Annotated in this window: 12 protein-coding genes; 6 read left to right on the forward strand and 6 right to left on the reverse strand. The window is 67.6% G+C overall.

All coding sequences use genetic code 11. The annotated features are described in order from the left end of the window. Nucleotides 1-2: 2 nt before the first annotated feature. Both ABRP34_RS04095 and ABRP34_RS04100 read left to right on the forward strand, forming a co-directional pair. Nucleotides 3-1,403, forward strand: a complete 1,401-nt coding sequence (locus ABRP34_RS04095; RefSeq protein ID WP_353712361.1) for an MFS transporter — start codon at nucleotides 3-5, stop codon at nucleotides 1,401-1,403. Continuing rightward, entirely contained in the window at nucleotides 1,393-1,551 is a 159-nt protein-coding gene (locus ABRP34_RS04100) for a hypothetical protein (RefSeq protein WP_353712362.1), read from the forward strand. The genes ABRP34_RS04095 and ABRP34_RS04100 overlap by 11 nt, the downstream gene beginning before the upstream one ends. A gap of 102 nt (nucleotides 1,552-1,653) precedes the next feature. On the opposite strand, the gene ABRP34_RS04105 is transcribed toward ABRP34_RS04100, so the two are convergent. Further along, complete coding sequence (locus ABRP34_RS04105; protein ID WP_353712363.1) at nucleotides 1,654-2,481, reverse strand: GNAT family N-acetyltransferase; 828 nt, start codon at nucleotides 2,479-2,481, stop codon at nucleotides 1,654-1,656. 75 nt (nucleotides 2,482-2,556) lie between these two features. Beyond that, on the reverse strand, nucleotides 2,557-4,362 hold the full coding sequence (aspS, locus tag ABRP34_RS04110) for an aspartate--tRNA ligase (protein ID WP_353712364.1): 1,806 nt from the start codon (nucleotides 4,360-4,362) through the stop codon (nucleotides 2,557-2,559). Nucleotides 4,363-4,462: 100 nt separating this feature from the next. Between aspS and ABRP34_RS04115 the strand changes: the two genes are divergently transcribed. After that, entirely contained in the window at nucleotides 4,463-5,734 is a 1,272-nt protein-coding gene (locus tag ABRP34_RS04115) for an APC family permease (protein ID WP_353712365.1), read from the forward strand. 16 nt (nucleotides 5,735-5,750) lie between these two features. Here ABRP34_RS04115 and hisS read toward each other — a convergent pair whose 3' ends face one another. Next, nucleotides 5,751-7,103: a histidine--tRNA ligase gene (gene hisS / locus ABRP34_RS04120; RefSeq protein ID WP_353712366.1), complete on the reverse strand. Its 1,353-nt coding sequence runs from the start codon at nucleotides 7,101-7,103 to the stop codon at nucleotides 5,751-5,753. A gap of 273 nt (nucleotides 7,104-7,376) precedes the next feature. Between hisS and ABRP34_RS04125 the strand changes: the two genes are divergently transcribed. The 3 genes from ABRP34_RS04125 to ABRP34_RS04135 all read left to right on the forward strand — a co-directional run bounded on the left by ABRP34_RS04125 (nucleotide 7,377) and on the right by ABRP34_RS04135 (nucleotide 10,818). Continuing rightward, nucleotides 7,377-8,195, forward strand: a complete 819-nt coding sequence (locus ABRP34_RS04125) for a peptidylprolyl isomerase (protein ID WP_353712367.1) — start codon at nucleotides 7,377-7,379, stop codon at nucleotides 8,193-8,195. Nucleotides 8,196-8,267: 72 nt separating this feature from the next. After that, complete coding sequence (locus tag ABRP34_RS04130) at nucleotides 8,268-9,932, forward strand: DUF349 domain-containing protein (protein ID WP_353712368.1); 1,665 nt, start codon at nucleotides 8,268-8,270, stop codon at nucleotides 9,930-9,932. Nucleotides 9,933-10,038: 106 nt separating this feature from the next. Continuing rightward, nucleotides 10,039-10,818, forward strand: a complete 780-nt coding sequence (locus ABRP34_RS04135; protein WP_353712369.1) for a hypothetical protein — start codon at nucleotides 10,039-10,041, stop codon at nucleotides 10,816-10,818. Here ABRP34_RS04135 and ABRP34_RS04140 read toward each other — a convergent pair. From ABRP34_RS04140 to secD, 3 genes are all read right to left on the reverse strand, one after another. Beyond that, the gene (locus ABRP34_RS04140; protein WP_353712370.1) at nucleotides 10,699-13,092 is read right to left on the reverse strand and encodes a bifunctional (p)ppGpp synthetase/guanosine-3',5'-bis(diphosphate) 3'-pyrophosphohydrolase; all 2,394 of its coding nucleotides are present in this window, start codon (nucleotides 13,090-13,092) and stop codon (nucleotides 10,699-10,701) included. The genes ABRP34_RS04135 and ABRP34_RS04140 overlap by 120 nt on opposite strands. 248 nt (nucleotides 13,093-13,340) lie before the next feature. Beyond that, a complete protein-coding gene (gene secF, locus ABRP34_RS04145) occupies nucleotides 13,341-14,357 on the reverse strand; it encodes a protein translocase subunit SecF (RefSeq protein ID WP_353712371.1) in 1,017 nt (338 codons plus the stop codon). Further along, nucleotides 14,357-16,114: a protein translocase subunit SecD gene (gene secD, locus ABRP34_RS04150; RefSeq protein WP_353712372.1), complete on the reverse strand. Its 1,758-nt coding sequence runs from the start codon at nucleotides 16,112-16,114 to the stop codon at nucleotides 14,357-14,359. The genes secF and secD overlap by 1 nt, the downstream gene beginning before the upstream one ends. Nucleotides 16,115-16,168 lie beyond the last annotated feature (54 nt).

Consider the following 16,168-nt stretch of genomic DNA (forward strand, 5'->3'; position numbering starts at 1 on the left):
CCGTGACCACCACCCCATCACCGCAGGTTCCCCCGCAGGCACCGCGGAAAACGCCGCGCAAGGCCGCCCTGGCGTCCTTCCTCGGCAGCACGCTGGAGTACTACGACTTCTTCATCTACGGCACCGCGGCAGCCCTGGTGTTCCCCCACCTGTTCTTCCCCTCCGCGGACCCGGCCATCGGGCTGATCGGCGCCTTCGCCACCTTCGGCGTCGCGTACGTGGCGCGGCCTGTTGGCGGACTGGTGATGGGCCATTTCGGCGACAAACTGGGCCGTAAGAGGATCCTGCTGCTGACCCTCGGCATCATGGGCCTGGCATCCCTTGGCATCGGTTTCCTGCCCACCTACGAGCAGCTCGGCGTCTGGGCTCCCATCCTGCTGGTGGCGGGCCGGCTGGCGCAGGGCTTCTCCGCCGGTGCGGAATCGGCGGGTGCCTCCACGCTGACACTGGAACACTCGCCCGAAGGCAGTCGCGGGTTCTTCACCAGCTTCGTAATGACGGGCTACGCCTCCGGCATGGTGCTGGCCACCCTGGTCTTCATTCCGGTTACGTCACTGCCCCGGGAGGCCATGATGAGCTGGGGCTGGCGCATCCCGTTCTGGCTTTCCATCGTGGTCCTCGCCATCGCCTACTGGGTCCGCACGCACCTGGACGAGACCCCGGTTTTCGAGGAGGCCCAGGAACGCCGCCAGGTGGCCCCGATGCCCCTCAAGGAAGTGCTCCGGTTCCAGGCCCCGGATGTGCTGCGGGTGGCGGGAATGTCCATCATGTCCGTGATGCAGACCATCTTCACGGTGTTCGGACTCGCCTACGCCACGTCCGGCGCCGGCTTCGACCGGGCGTCCATCCTGACCGTGAACGCCGTGGCCATCGGCCTGTCCATGTTCGCCATGCCGCTGGCAGCCAGGCTGTCCGACCGGATCGGCCGCCGCCCCCTCCTGCTGACCGCCGCGATCGGCTGTGCCGCCACGATCTTCCTGTACTTCCTGGCCCTCTCCTCCGGCAACATTGTGCTGGTGTTCCTGGCCGCGTTCCTGAACATGACGGTGCTGTACTCGGGCTTCAACGGCGTCTGGCCGGCGTTCTTCGCCGAACAGTTCGCAGCGCCCGTCCGCTACTCCGGGATGGCGCTGGGGAACCAGTTCGGCCTGGTCCTCGCCGGCTTTGGCCCGATGATCGCCGGGATGCTGCTGGCTCCCGGAGCCTGGGGCTGGGTGCCGGTGGCCGTCTTCGGCACCGTCTGCATGCTCATTGCGGCAGGATGCGCGTTCTGGTCCAGGGAGACTGCGGCCACGCCCATTGCGGAGCTCGGAGGGCCATACCTGGAAGGCACCGCACGACGGCGGCAGGCCGAAGCAGCAGGGCAAACACCGCCGCGGCAGCCGTCCGTCGATGTACGCTAACCTGCGCGCCATGAACGCCCACCACAACGAAGCCGCCGACGCGTCCGCCTCCGAGCCTGCGCTTGCGGCACCCTCACAAACGGTCGAGCCCGGCGAACTCACCACCGCCCCGTGGATGGGCCTGCGCTACCTGCCCGAAGGCCCGTAGCACCCCACAGCTTCCGCTCCGTTTCGACGATTCCCTGCCCGTACGACGTTGCGCAACGTCGTGTGCGCGGGGAACCGTCGTATCGGCGCGCGGAGGCACGGCTCAGCAGCCGGTCAGGGCCCGCCGCGGCCGCTCCTGCCGGTAGCAATAGCGGGACACCTCACGGAACCCTGCCCGGGAGTAGAGCTTCCTGGCAACGGAGTTCGAAGCCATCACCAGCAGCCAGTAGCCGGCCAGCCCCCGCGCCGCACCTGCGCTGAACAGGGCCTGCTGGACCCGGCTGGCGTAGCCGCGGCGCCGGGCATCGGGCCGGGTGGCCATGCAGTACAGCCCACCCCAGCTGCCCGCCGCGCCGGGAACGGCAGTGCCGCCAGGGACAACGGCAAGGCGTCCGACGGCGGCCGGCCCGCCGTCGTCGTCCCTCACCAGGCCGTACAGCGCCGGGCAGCCGGTGAGGATGGCACGCGCAGTCTCCAGTTCCGCGGCGCCGCCGCGGCCCTCAACAGACCACCACAGGTCCAGCCATTCCGCCGACGGATACTCAGTGATTTCGACGCCGGCGCCGGGTTCCGGGGCATCCCCGCCGGCTGCAACGGCTACGTCAGCGGTCCGCACCATGACCAGCGTCTCGGCTTGCCTGGTGAAGCCTTCCTCATCCAGGACAGCGTTCAGCGCAGAACTGCCGGGAGTGTCGAAGACCTGGAAGATCACCGGCAGCCGGCGGGCCCGGTACCAGGCCCGGGCAGCCCGCAGCGCAGCGGGCCGTTCATCCCGCCTGCCCAGGGGCTCCGAACGCGGCCAGATGGAGTTGGCACGCTGGGTCACCCCGGCGGCGGCGCGGAGAACCCAGCCGCCGGACAGCTCCCGGTCCGGCGCCGGCCAGGCTGCATCCATCAACACATCCAGCTCGGGGATTGCCTCGCGGTCCATCGGACTCTCCTTCCGGCCTGGGACAGCAAAGGCTCCCCGGTATCCCGGGGAGCCTTTGCTGTCGGTCAGGTCACACTACTTGGCTGCGTCCTCGGCCCGTTGGGGCGCAGGCTCGGCCTTCTTGGCCTCGGGCTTGAAGTCGACGCCGGCCTCCTTGCGCTGCTGCACGGTGATGGGGGCCGGGGCGTCGGTCAGCGGGTCGTGGCCGCCACCGGACTTCGGGAAGGCGATGACGTCGCGGATCGAGTCCACGCCCGCCAGCAGCGCCACCACGCGGTCCCAGCCGAAGGCGATGCCGCCGTGCGGCGGGGCGCCGTACTTGAAGCCCTCCAGCAGGAAGCCGAACTTCGTCTGGGCATCGGCCTTATCCAGGCCCATGAGCTCAAAGACGCGCTCCTGGACTTCTCGCTCGTGGATACGGATGGATCCGCCACCGATCTCGTTTCCGTTGCACACGATGTCGTAGGCGTAGGAGAGGGCGGCCTCCGGGTCCTGGTCAAAGGTGTCCAGGAACTCCGGCTTCGGCGAGGTGAAGGCGTGGTGCACGGCGGTCCACTGGCCGGCGCCCATAGCCACGTCGCCCGATGCCACCGCGGCAGCGGCGGGTTCGAACATGGGGGCGTCCACCACCCAGCAGAAGGCCCACGCGGTGGGGTCGATCAGGCCGGTGCGGTGCCCGATCTCAACGCGGGCAGCACCCAGCAGCGCCCGGGACGGGGTCTTTTCGCCGGCAGCGAAGAAGATGCAGTCGCCCGGCTTGGCGCCAACGGCGTCGGCCAGGCCGGCGCGTTCGGTCTCGGTAAGGTTCTTGGCCACGGGGCCCGCGAGCTCGCCGTCCTCCTTGTAGAGGACGTAGGCCAGGCCCTTGGCGCCGCGCTGCTTGGCCCATTCCTGCCAGGCATCAAGTGCGCGGCGGGCCTGCGAGGCACCGCCGGGCATGACGACGGCGCCGACGTAGGGAGCCTTGAAAACGCCGAAGTTGGTGTCCTTGAAGAACTCGGTCAGTTCGGTCAGCTCCTGGCCGAACCGCAAGTCGGGCTTGTCCGACCCGAACCGGGCCATGGCGTCGGCGTAGGTGATGCGCTGGATCGGCGTCGGGATTTCGACGTCGATCAGGTTCCAGACAGCCTTGACGATGTTCTCGCCGAGCCGGATGATGTCGTCCTGCTCGACGAAGCTGGCCTCGATGTCGAGCTGGGTGAATTCGGGCTGGCGGTCGGCACGGAAGTCCTCATCGCGGTAGCAGCGGGCGATCTGGTAGTACTTTTCGAAGCCGCCCACCTGCAGGAGCTGCTTGAACAGCTGCGGCGACTGCGGCAGCGCGTACCAGGAACCCGGCGCCAGGCGTGCGGGGACCAGGAAGTCACGGGCGCCTTCCGGCGTCGAACGCGTCAGGGTCGGCGTCTCGATCTCAACGAAGCCCTCTTCGTGCAGCAGCTCGCGGGCCACACGGTTGGCCTCGGAGCGGAGGCGGATGTTGCGGCTGGGGCCGGGGCGGCGCAGGTCCAGGTAGCGGTGCTTGAGCCGTGCTTCCTCGCCCACTTCCACGTGCTCATCAATCTGGAAGGGCAGGGCGTCGGCGGTGTTGAGGATGACCACCTTGTCCGCCATGACCTCCACCTCGCCCGTGGCCAGGGCAGCGTTCTCGTTGCCTTCCGGGCGCTTGGAGACCGTACCGGTCACCTGGAGCACGTATTCGTTACGCAGCCCGTGGAAGACCTCTTCCTCGCGGACCACCACCTGCGCCACGCCCGAGGCGTCACGCAGATCGACGAATGCGACACCACCGTGATCACGACGGCGGCCAACCCAGCCAGCCAGGGTTACGGTTTGTCCAATGTGCTCGGAGCGAAGGGATCCGAGGTCATGTGTGCGCAGCACAGCATTCCTTTCAGAAGGAAGACAGAATGAAGTTCAAAATACGATCGTTGCGGAAACGATCCCGTCCGAGTTTACCCGTTTGAAAGGTTCCTGCCCCGCCATGACCAAGCACCAGCAACTGCAACGGAGGCTCGGTGTGGCCGACGCAACAGCCATCGGGCTCGGGTCCATGCTCGGGGCCGGCGTTTTTGTCGTCTTCGCACCGGCTGCCCGGCTGGCCGGAGAGCTGCTCCTCGTGGCCATAGCCCTGGCCGGCGCCGTGGCCTACTGCAACGCCGTCGCCTCGGCCCAGCTCGCGGCAAGGTATCCGCAAAGCGGCGGGACGTACGTCTACGGGCGGAACCAACTCGGTGAGTGGCCCGGTTTCCTCGCCGGCTGGGGTTTCGTCACCGGCAAGTCGGCCTCCTGCGCGGCCATGGCCTTGACCTTCGGCCAGTACGTCGCGCCGGGGTACGCCACTCCTGTGGCCATCGCAGCGGTCGCCGCCCTGACCGGCGTGAACCTGCTGGGCATCACCCGGACCGCGTTCCTGACCCGCATCCTGCTGGCTGTGGTCCTGGCCACCCTCGCCTTCGTGGCCGCCGCGAGCCTGCTGGGGCCGCACGTACCCGACGGCGGGACGGTTTCCGGACAGGCCGGCAGCGGCTGGGGCATCCTGCCCGCCGCGGGCCTGGTGTTTTTCGCCTTTGCCGGGTACGCGCGCATCGCCACGCTGGGTGAGGAAGTGAAGGACCCGGCGCGGGTCATTCCGCGCGCCATCCTCGGGGCCCTGGCCGGCGCCCTGGTGATCTACCTGCTGCTGGGGGCGCTGCTCCTGGCGCATCTTCCGGTGCACGTGCTGGCCTCCTCCACGGCGCCGCTGCTGGACGCGGTGGAACAGTCCCGGCTGGCGGCCGGAGCGCCGGCGGTGCAGGCAGGTGCCGCCGCGGCCTCGCTCGGCGCCCTGCTCGCCCTCATCACCGGGGTGGGGCGCACGGCCATGGCGATGGCCCGCGAACGCGACCTCCCGGGCCCCCTGGCCAGGGTGGGCGGGCGCCATCCGGTGCCGGCAACCGCCGAACTGGCGGTGGCGGCCGTCGTCGTTCTGTTGTTGCTGACCACCGACGTGCTGACGGTGGTCGGCTTTTCCAGCTTCGGGGTCCTGGTGTATTACGCCGTGACCAACGCCGCCGCGTTCACGCTCGGGGACCGGCCCCGGCACGCGCCCAGGTGGCTGAACGCCGCAGGGCTGGCCGGGTGCCTGGTCCTGGCATTCACCCTGCCGCCGGCCTCCGCCCTCGGCATGGCGGCGGTGATGGCCGCCGGACTCGCCGGCCGCGCCGCCGTCCTGGCGTTCCGGAAGCGGCGGCTGCGGCAGCCCGGGAAGCGTTAACTCAGGAAACCGGCACTCAGGAAGCGGGCGCGGCGACGACCTGGACGTGGATGTCCTCGTCCGACGGCGTCCACGTCGCCGGATCGGCGTCCACCTGCACGCCGGAGCGGATGTCCTTGACCTGGTGCTTGCCGTCCTCGTCCGTGAACCAGACGAAGGGGATGCCGCGCCGGTCCGCGAACTTGATCTGCTTGCCGAACTTCTCCGCCTTGGCGGCCACCTCGGCGGCGATGCCGCGGCTGCGCAGCTCGGTGGCCACGTCCTGGGCCTCGCCCCAGCTCTCATCCGAGGTGAGCGCCACGAACACCGCCGTGGGCACGGCACGGGAAGCCTTGGCCAGGTCCTGGCTGAGGATGCGGGAGACAAGCCGGGTCACCCCGATGGACAGCCCGACGCCGGGGAACTTCCGGTTGCCCTTGCTTGCCAGGGCGTCGTAGCGGCCGCCGGAGCAGATCGAGCCGAGCTGCTCGTGGCCCACCAGGACGGTCTCCACGACAGTTCCGGTGTAGTAGTCCAGTCCGCGGGCAATGCTGAGGTCCGCGATGGCCTTGCCCGGGACGCGCTTCACGGCGGCCGCGATCACCTGTTCGAGTTCGTTCAGGCCCTCTTCCAAAAGGTCGTTGCTGACCCCGAGCGAGCGGACCTGCGCAACGAAGGACGTGTCCTCGGTCTTGATGCCGGCCAGCTTCAGGGCCGCCTGCGCCTGCTCGTCGGTGGCGCCGAGCTCGGACTTGAGGAGTTCAGCCACCTTGTCCGGGCCGATTTTCTCCAGCTTGTCGATGCTCCGCAGCACTCCGGCGGTATCGGGCAGGCCGATGCCGCGGTAGAAGCCCTCGGCCAGCTTCCTGTTGTTGATGCGCAGCCGGAACTCCGGAATCGGGAGGGCACCCAGCGCCTCGGCGATGACCAGGGCGATCTCGACGTCGTAGCGGAAGGGCAGCTCGCCGTCGCCCACCACGTCGATGTCCGCCTGGGTGAATTCGCGGGCGCGGCCTTCCTGCGGCCGTTCCCCGCGCCAGACCTTCTGGATCTGGTAGCGGCGGAACGGGAAGGCCAGGTAGCCGGCGTTTTCCACGACGTACCGGGCGAAGGGCACGGTGAGGTCGAAGTGCAGGGCCAGGGCGTGCGGATCGTGTTTGCCCTTCGCTTCCTCCCCCTCATCGTCCTGGAGCCGGCTCAGGCCGTAGACCTCCTTGTCGATCTCGCCTTTGCGCAGCAGCTGGCCCACCGTTTCCACGGCGCGGGTCTCGATGGAGCCGAAACCGTGCAACTCGAACGTGCGGCGCAGCGAGTCCAGGACATGCTGCTCCACCAGCCGCTCCTCGGGAAGCCACTCGGGGAATCCGGACAGGGAGGCGGTGCGTGCCATGGTGGAGTTTCTCCTCAGGTAAACGAAGGCCGGAGCCGCTGCGCCATGTTCCGCGTCGCTATTTGAATCAAACAGCTGCGGCAGCGGCGGGAGTCCAGCCTGTTCTGCATAAACTTATGTGCGGCAGTCAGTTTATGCTTTCGGCGCCTGCATCTCTAATGCGGGTGACCGGGCGATGGCGGGCTGCCGCAGTTCAAATCTGCAGCAGCGCAATCTGCAGCCGGGGATGCCTTCAGGGGCCTGCCCGGGCAGTCCGATCGAAGAGGAGGACCCGTGGCGGCCAGTCCACGCGAAACACGCGAAGCCAAGAGGCGCATCCAGCAGATGGAAGCCAAACGCGAGCTTCGGCGTGACCAGGAGAAGCGCCGCAGGCGGGACAACCTGGTGGCGGGAGGCGCAGCGGCCGCGGCGGTGGTGCTCGCCGTCGTGCTTCAACTGACGGTGTTTGCCGGGAACCCCACCGAAGAGGAATTTGCCGCTGCCGAGGCTGGCCTGAACACGCCGTCGGCTTCCCCTTCCGCATCCGCCACGCCGACTGCCGCGCAGACCAACGCGGCGAACATCCCCAAGCCCGCTACGGCGGCCGGCAAGACGTTCACCGGCGAACTGAAGCTGAATAGCGGCACCCTGGGTGTGCAGCTGGACGGCACCAAGTCCCCGCAGGCAGCCGCCGTGTTCAAGTCGCTGGCCGACCAGAACTACTACAAGGGCATCAGCTGCCACCGGCTCACCACCGCTGAGAACTTCGGCGTCCTGCAGTGCGGCTCCAAGACCGGCGACGGCCAGGGCGACCCCAACTACACCTGGGGGCCGCTGGAGAACACGCCGGCAGACAACAAGTACCCTGCCGGCACCATTGCGGTGGCCCGCACGGGCAATAACGCCTACGGCAACGGCACGCAGTTCTTCATCGTCTACAAGGACACCGTCATTCCGGCCGACTCCGCCGGCGGCTACACCATCGTGGGCAAGGTGACGTCAGGCCTGGATGTCGTGACGAAGATTGCGGCTGCCGGTCTTAAGACCGGCGAAAGCGACACGGACGGCGCACCTGCGGAAGCAGTCACGATAGACTCATTTTCTCTGAAGTAGGAACCTTGTGGCGCCAGCCGCCACGGGCGACCTGTGAATGAGTATCTTCCTCCAAGCGAAAGACTTTTAGCGGTGACAGACAGTCAGAAATCCGACGAAACAGCAGCCGAAGTGACCGAGGTCCAGGCTTCCCCCGAATCAGTGGAAACGGCTCAGTCCGTGGAAACGGCCGAGCCTGTGGAGGCGGCCGAGCCTGCTGAGGCAACCGAGCCGGCGGGTGACGCGCAGGCCGACGCCCCGCAGCCCGAAGAGGGCGCGCCGGCAGAGGCTGCGCCGGAGGTGGCTGCGCAGCCCGAGGCAACGCAGGAAAGCCCGCAGCCGGAAGCCGCGCAGGAAGCACCGGCACAGGAAGCACCGGCACCCAGCCCGTCACCGCGTCCGTCGCCGGCATCCCGGCCCGCGCCGACGCCGGCAGCGTTTGCTGCCCGGCCCAAGGCCGGTCCTGCTGCCACCGTGGCGCCGGTGCAGGCACCGCCCGCCACGTCGCTGGCCGAGGCCGCCCGCTGGGGCCGCGTTGAGGGCGACGGCCACGTGTTCCTAACCATCGACGGCGAAGAGCACCCGGTCGGCCAGTACCCGGACGTCAGCAACGACGAGGCCCTGGCCTACTTCGCACGGAAGTATGACGACGTCGTCGCCCAGATTGTCCTGCTGGAACAGCGCGTGGCCTCGAAGGCCCCCACCACGGACATGCAGAAGACCGTGACGCACCTGCGCGAGCAGCTCGCTGAACGGAACATGGTGGGCGACATCCGTTCCGCGGAGGGCCGCCTGGACACCCTGTCCACCCAGATCACCGAGCTGGAGAAGGCGGAAAAGGCACAGCACGACGCCGTTCGTGCCGCCGAGCTGGCGGCCCGTGAGGCCATCGTGGCCGAGGCCGAGGCCATCTCCGGCACGGATCCGGCCCAGGTGCAGTGGAAGACGTCCAGCGCCCGCATGAACGAGCTGTTTGAAAGCTGGAAGGCCGCGCAGAAGAGCGGCGTACGGCTGGGCCGCAGCAACGAGGACGCGCTGTGGAAGCGTTTCCGTGCCGCCCGGACCGTCTTTGACCGGCACCGCCGGGCCTACTTCTCCCAGCTGGACAGCAACAACTCCGCGGCGAAGGCTGCCAAGGAGAAGCTGATTGCGGAGGCCGAGGCACTGTCGACGTCCACCGACTGGGGCTTCGCCGCCGGCGAATACCGCCGGCTGATGGATGAGTGGAAGGCGTCACCGCGTGCCAGCCGCAAGGATGACGACGCACTGTGGGCCCGGTTCCGCGCGGCGCAGGACGTGTTCTTCAGCTCGCGCCAGGCTGCCAACGACGAGATCGACCAAGAGTACGCCGCCAACCTTAAGGTCAAGGAGGCGCTCCTCGAGGAGGCATCCTCCATCCTTCCGGTCAAGGACATTACTGCCGCCAAGAAGGCCCTGCAGTCCATCCACGACCGCTGGGAAGAGGCGGGCAAGGTTCCGCGTGCGGACATGGGCCGGATCGAGGCCGGGCTGCGCCGGATCGAGGATGCAGTCCGCCAGGCCGAGGACGAGAAGTGGCAGCGCTCCAACCCGGAGACCAAGGCGCGCACCAACAGCGCCTTGAGCCAGCTCGAATCCGCCATCGCCGGCCTGAAGGATGACCTGGCCGACGCCGAGAAGGCAGGCGACCAGCGCAAGATCAAGGCCGCACGGGAAGCCCTTGAAGCCCGCCAGGCATGGCTGGACCAGATCCAGCGGTCAGCGAGCGAGCTCTCCTAGGCAGGATCTGCTCTCCTCAGCAGCACGAGGAAAGGCCCCGTTCCGGTTATCCACATAGCCGGCACGGGGCCTTACCCGTTAAGGCCGCTTCCGGCAAGATGACGGAATGGCACCGTTCTCGCAGCCCCCTGTTTCGGAGACGCCTGTTTCGCAGACATCTGCATTTCAGGCCCACGCCTCCCAAGTCCGGGGCGATGCCCCGCCTCCGGACTCCCCCGCACAACTGCTGGAGCTCTATTCGCCGGGGCTGCCCTTCACCTGGCCCGAGCTCCAGTCCATGGCGGCCGACGGCGTGCTCACCCAGCTGTACCAGCACGGCTACACGGTTCCCGGGACTGCAGCCTCCCCGCAGCTGCGGGCACGTGCCGCGGCCCACGGGGTTCCGGCCCCGGTCCGGCGGCGCGTGGTCGCGGGCAGGATGACGGCGGCCTGGATTTACGGCTGCGCCCGCGAGCCGGACCGGCTGGCCCTCCTGGTGGACGCCAAACGCCGGGTTTCCAGCCTTCGCTCCACCCGCGGCTGTACGCTCCACGAGGTCCGGCTGGGCCCGTTCGACGTCGTCAGCCTGGGCGGACTGATGGTCTCGAGTCCGCTCCGGACAGCGCTGGACATCGCCCTGCATGTGGACACCGAGCGCGCAGTTCCGGCCCTGCGGCTGCTCCTGGCGAAGCCCGAGCTCGACGTCAGGCTCCGGCTCCTCGTGCTGGCGGTCGAGGCGATGCCCCGGCTGCCGCACAAGAACGCCGCCCTGGAGAAGCTCGCGCTGCTAGCTTCTCCGGCGGTTGCCCGTGGTCCGGTAGACGTCGAACACCCCGTCGATCCGCCGTACAGCACTGAGCACGTGGCTGAGGTACTTGGGGTCGCCCATCTCGAAGGCAAACTTTGAGATGGCCACGCGGTCCGTGGACGTGTGCACACTCGCGGCCAGGATGTTCACGTGGTTCTCGGAGAGCACCCGCGTCACGTCGGACAGGAGGGACTTCCGGTCCAGTGCCTCCACCTGGATCTCGACGAGGAAAACGCTTGACTGCGTCGGCGCCCAGTCGACATCGACGATCCGATCAGGCTGGTCCTTCAGGCCCGCCACGTTGGTGCAGTCCGTCCGGTGGACCGACACGCCCGAGCCGCGCGTGACGAAGCCGAGGATCGGGTCCGGCGGAACCGGCGTGCAGCAGCGGGCCAGCTTCACCCAGACGTCACCCACACCGCGAACCACCACGCCCGAATCCGAGAACCGGGCCTTGCTGACCTGGGTGGGAATGCTGACTTCGGTGAGGTCGTCATCGGGCGTTTCATTGCCGCCCAGGCTCTCCACGAGCTTTTCCATGACGGACTGCGCGGAGGTATGGCCGTCACCCACTCCGGCGTACAGCCCGGAAATGTCGACGTACTTGAAGTCCTCGGCCACGGCGGCCAGCGCGTCGTGCGTCATCAGGCGCTGCAGCGGAAGGTTCTGCTTCCGCATCGCGCGGGTCAGCAGCTCCTTGCCGCGGTCTATCGCCTCTTCGCGGCGTTCCTTGCTGAACCACTGCCGGATCTTGTTGCGTGCCCGGGCGCTCTTGACGAAGTGCTGCCAGTCCTGGCTCGGGCCGGCGCCCTCGGCCTTCGAGGTGAAAATCTCCACCCAGTCGCCGTGGTTGAGTTCGCTGTTGAGCGGCACGAGCTTGCCGTTGACCCGGGCTCCGATGGTGCGGTGGCCCACCTCGGTGTGCACGGCATAGGCGAAGTCCACCGGCGTGGAGCCGGCCGGCAGAGCCATGACCTCGCCCTTGGGGGTGAACACGAACACTTCGCGGGCGTTGATCTCGAACCGGAGCGAGTCGAGGAACTCGCCCGGATCGGAGGTCTCCTGCTGCCAGTCCACCAGGGAGCGGAGCCAGCCCATGTCGCCGTCGCGCGGGCTGCCGGGTCCGGTGGCGGTCCGGTTCGGCTGGTCCTTGTACTTCCAGTGCGCGGCCACGCCGTACTCGGCACGGCGGTGCATCTCGTGCGTGCGGATCTGGATCTCAACCGGCTTGCCGCCGGGGCCGATCACCGTGGTGTGCAGGGACTGGTACATGTTGAACTTCGGCATCGCGATGTAGTCCTTGAACCGGCCAGGCAGCGGGTTCCAGCGCGAATGCAGGGTGCCCAGGGCGGCGTAACAGTCGCGGACCGAGTCCACCAGAACCCGGACGCCCATGAGGTCGTTGATGTCGTCGAAGTCCTTGTCCCGGACGATCATCTTTTGGTAAATCGAGTAATAGTGCTTTGGCCGGCCGGTGATGGTGGCCTTGATCCGTGCCGTGCGCAGATCGTCGGCGATCTGGTTCCGGATCACGCTGAGGCTCTTTTCGCGCTCCGGCGTGCGGTCCCCCACCATGCGGACGATTTCCTCGTACACCTTGGGATAGAGCGCCGCGAAGGACAGGTCCTCGAGCTCCCACTTGATCGTGTTCATACCGAGCCGGTGCGCCAGCGGTGCAAAGATTTCCAGGGTTTCCCGGGCTTTGCGGGCCGAGGACTCGGCAGACACGAACCGCCACGTGCGCGCGTTGTGCAGCCTGTCCGCAAGTTTGATCATGAGGACCCGGATGTCCTTGGCCATGGCCACGACCATCTTGCGGACGGTCTCGGACTGGGCTGCCTCGCCGAAGCTGACCTTGTCCAGCTTGGTGACCCCGTCAACCAGCGTGGCGACTTCAGGACCGAAGTCTGCCCGGAGGTCCTCAAGGGTGTACGGCGTGTCCTCCACGGTGTCGTGCAGCAGTGCCGCCGCCAGCGTGGTGCCGCTGAGTCCCAGCTCGGCGAGGATCGTCGCGACGGCGACGGGATGGGTGATGTAGGGGTCGCCGCTCTTGCGTTTCTGCCCGCGGTGACTCTGCTCCGCGACCACGAAGGCTCGCTGGATGAGGTCGAAGTCTTCCTTGGGGTTGTTTGCCCGGACGGTCCGCAGCAGCGGCTCCAGGATGGGCGAGTACGTCGCGGTGCTGCGGCCCGTCAGGCGAGCCAGGCGAGATCGCGTGCGCTCACGCCGGCCCGGGAAAGTGGGCCGGACGCCGGAGTTGTCCACGGGAACGCCGGGCGCCGGGCGCCCTGCAGCCACCAGACCAGTCTGCTGTCCCTGGCCCGGACCGTTGCCTCCGGCTGCCGCTGGCGCCGACGTCGAACCTTCTTCCAATGAAGTACCCCTCACGACCCGTTTAATTATCCCAGTCTATTCCCGCTCCGCGCCCGACCGATAACCGCGTCCGTCACCAAAGCGCAGCCGGGTCCACAGCACGCCACCCGGACGGCCCCGCCCGACCAGGACCGGCGCCAAACGCAAGGACCGGACGCCGTCGCGGTGACGGCATCCGGTCCAGGGGCGGGGCTCTGCGCTTTCGCGGGCGCCCCGGGCACTACAGGGTCCTGGGCTTTCGCGGGACCCTAGGCCTTCGCGGGCTCAGCTGCCGCAGCCCTGGCGGCAGCGTCAGCGCGGCGCTGCCTGACACGCTGGGCCTGCTTGACCAGCGGCGCCTCACCTTGGCGCAGCCAGGCATACATCGGGGCCGCGATGAAGATCGTCGCAGCCGTGCCGATCAGGATCCCGACGAACAGGGCCAGCGAAAGGTCGCGCAGGGTACCCGCGCCCAGCAGGCCGGCCCCGATGAACAGGATCGCCCCGACCGGAAGGATGGCCACCATCATGGTGTTGATCGAGCGGACCAGGGTCTGGTTGACGGCCAGGTTGACTTCCTCGCCGAACGTCCGGCGCGTGGAGGAGTCGATGTCGGCCGTGTTCTCACGGATCTTGTCGAACACCACCACGGTGTCATACAGCGAGTAGCTGAGCACCGTCAGGAACCCGATGATCGCCGACGGCGTGACCTCGAAGTCGCTCAGGGCGTAGACGCCGGCCGTAATAAACATCGTGACGAGCATGCCCACGATCGCCGAGAGGGACATCTTCCAGGTCCGGAAGTACAGGGCCATCAGGACCGTCGCGAGGGCAACGAAGACCACTAGGCCAATCAGGGCCTGCTTGGTGACGTCAGCTCCCCACGTGGGTCCGACGAAGGTGGAGGTCACCTCGTTGTCAGTCACGCCGTAGGCCTTGGTGAGACCCTCCTTGATCTTGAGGGTCTCGTCATCGGAGAGCTTGTCCGTCTGGATCCGCATGGTGGTTCCGGCGACGTTGGCGACGCGCGGCACGCTGCCGGGAACGACGTCGTGGACAGCCTTCTCGCCGACGGATGCTTCGGTGGTCTTGACGTTGGACACCGTGAACTCGGAACCGCCGCGGAACTCAATGCCGAGGTTGAAGCCGCCCTTGACCGCCGGGATCAGGATGGAGAGCGCAACCAGCACAGCGGCCACGGCGAACCATATCTTCTTGGCCCCGACAAAGTCGTAGGAACGCTTGCCTGTGTAGAGCTCGTTACCGAATTTCGCGAAACTGGACATTACTTGCCCTCCTTGGCCGGGCCCTTGGAGGAACCGGCGAGCTGCTCCTGCTGCTCCGCGCGGCGGCGTTCAGCGATGGTCATCCGGCGCTCAGCCTCAGCTGCGGCGCCGGTGTTCTTGGCGCGCACCACTGACGGCTTGTCCTCGGGACTGCGGAGCCTGCCGGCGCCGCGGTAGAGCGGCACCGCGCCAAGGCGCTCAGGGTCAAGACCGGAGAATTTGTGGCCTTCGCCAAAGAACCGGGTCCTGGCCAGCTGCTGCAGCGTGGGGTGGGTGAACATGAAGACGACGATGAGGTCGGCGATGGCGGTGAGGCCGAGCGTGAAGGCAAAGCCCCGCACGTTGCCGACGGCCACGAAGTACAGCACCAGTGCAGCCAGGAGGTTGACCGCCTTGGATGCCAGGACCGTCCGCTTGGCCCGCTTCCAGCCGTTCTCCACCGCCGACACCAGGCCCCGGCCTTCGCGGAGCTCATCACGGATGCGTTCGAAGTACACGATGAACGAGTCCGCTGTCTGGCCGATGGCCACGATGAGGCCGGCAACACCGGCGAGGGACAGCCGGTAGTTTTCGGTCCAGCCCAGAATGGCAATCGCCAGGTACGTCAGCGCACCGGCCACCACGAGCGAAAGAATGGTGACGAAGCCCAGCGCCCGGTATTGGAACAGCGAGTAGACAACCACCAGCAGCAGGCCGATCAGGCCGGCGAGGAGGCCCATCCGGAGCTGCTCGCCGCCGAGGGTGGCGGAGATTTGCTGCTCGCTCTGGATGTCGAAGCTGATGGGCAGGGCACCGAACCGAAGCTGGTCGGACAGCGCCTTGGCGGACTGTTCCGTGAAGCCGCCGGTGATCTGCGGGCGGCCGTCGGTGATCACGGCCTGGGACCGGGGGGCCGAAATGACCTGGTCATCCAGGACGATGGCGAACTGCGACTTGGGATCGTTGCCGGTCTCACCGCCTGCGGCAACATAGAACTGGTTGAGGCGTTCGGTGACCGTCTTGAACTTGGCCGTCCCCTCAGCGTTGAACTGGATGTTCACAGCCCATTCGTTGGTGACGGCACCTTGGGCGCCCTGCTGGAGCTGGAACGTCGAGCCCTGGATCTCCACGCCCTTGACCTCGACCGGGCCCAGGATGTACTTGATGGCGGGTGTCTGGTCCGTGGCAGGCTCGCAGGTGACCAGCGGCTTGGCCGGGTCGGATCGTTCCTGCTTGTCCTGGGCCGGGTTGTCACAGTCAAGGGCTTCGAACTGCTTCTGGACGTCAGCGGTAATCCAGTTCGTATCGCTGGCGTTCGTCGGCTTGGCCGTCGGCTTCGGCAGCTGGGCAGCAGGTGTCCGCTCGGCAGCGGGAACCGCTGCCCCGGCGCCCGTGACCAGGACCGGGCGGAAGTTCATGTCCGCAGAGGCCTGAATGAGGGCGCGGGTCTCCGTGGACGGGGTGCCGGGAAGGCTCACCACCACGTTGCGGCCGGACTGCGTGCTGATCTCAGCCTCAGCGACACCGGAGCCGTCCACACGCTGGCGGATGATGGCCACCGCCTGGTTGAGCTGTTCCTCGTTGATGTCCGAGCCACCCTCAACCTTGGGTGCAAGGATCATCTGGGTGCCGCCCTCCAGGTCCAGGGCAAGCTTCGGGCTCCAGCTGGCAACCCCGGACATTGTGCCGCCCGCAAGGACGGCCGTCATGGCAGCCAGGATTACGCCAAGCCAGACCAGCACCCGAAGGGATGGTTTATTGCGGCCAGTTCGTGCCATTGCCTATCTTTCTATTAATTGCGGAGGGCCGCCGGAGCGAGCCTTGTCGCACCC

This window comes from Arthrobacter sp. K5, from assembly GCF_040448525.1.
Lineage (GTDB): Bacteria > Actinomycetota > Actinomycetes > Actinomycetales > Micrococcaceae > Arthrobacter > Arthrobacter globiformis.

What these genes read in the sequence shown, in the direction of transcription:
- ABRP34_RS04100 (WP_353712362.1), top strand. Translation starts at nt 1,393, where the DNA reads ATGTACGCTAACCTGCGCGCCATGAACGCCCACCACAACGAAGCCGCC.
- ABRP34_RS04105 (WP_353712363.1), bottom strand. Translation starts at nt 2,481, where the DNA reads ATGGACCGCGAGGCAATCCCCGAGCTGGATGTGTTGATGGATGCAGCC.
- ABRP34_RS04115 (WP_353712365.1), top strand. Translation starts at nt 4,463, where the DNA reads ATGACCAAGCACCAGCAACTGCAACGGAGGCTCGGTGTGGCCGACGCA.
- hisS (WP_353712366.1), bottom strand. Translation starts at nt 7,103, where the DNA reads ATGGCACGCACCGCCTCCCTGTCCGGATTCCCCGAGTGGCTTCCCGAG.
- ABRP34_RS04135 (WP_353712369.1), top strand. Translation starts at nt 10,039, where the DNA reads ATGGCACCGTTCTCGCAGCCCCCTGTTTCGGAGACGCCTGTTTCGCAG.
- secF (WP_353712371.1), bottom strand. Translation starts at nt 14,357, where the DNA reads ATGTCCAGTTTCGCGAAATTCGGTAACGAGCTCTACACAGGCAAGCGT.
- secD (WP_353712372.1), bottom strand. Translation starts at nt 16,114, where the DNA reads ATGGCACGAACTGGCCGCAATAAACCATCCCTTCGGGTGCTGGTCTGG.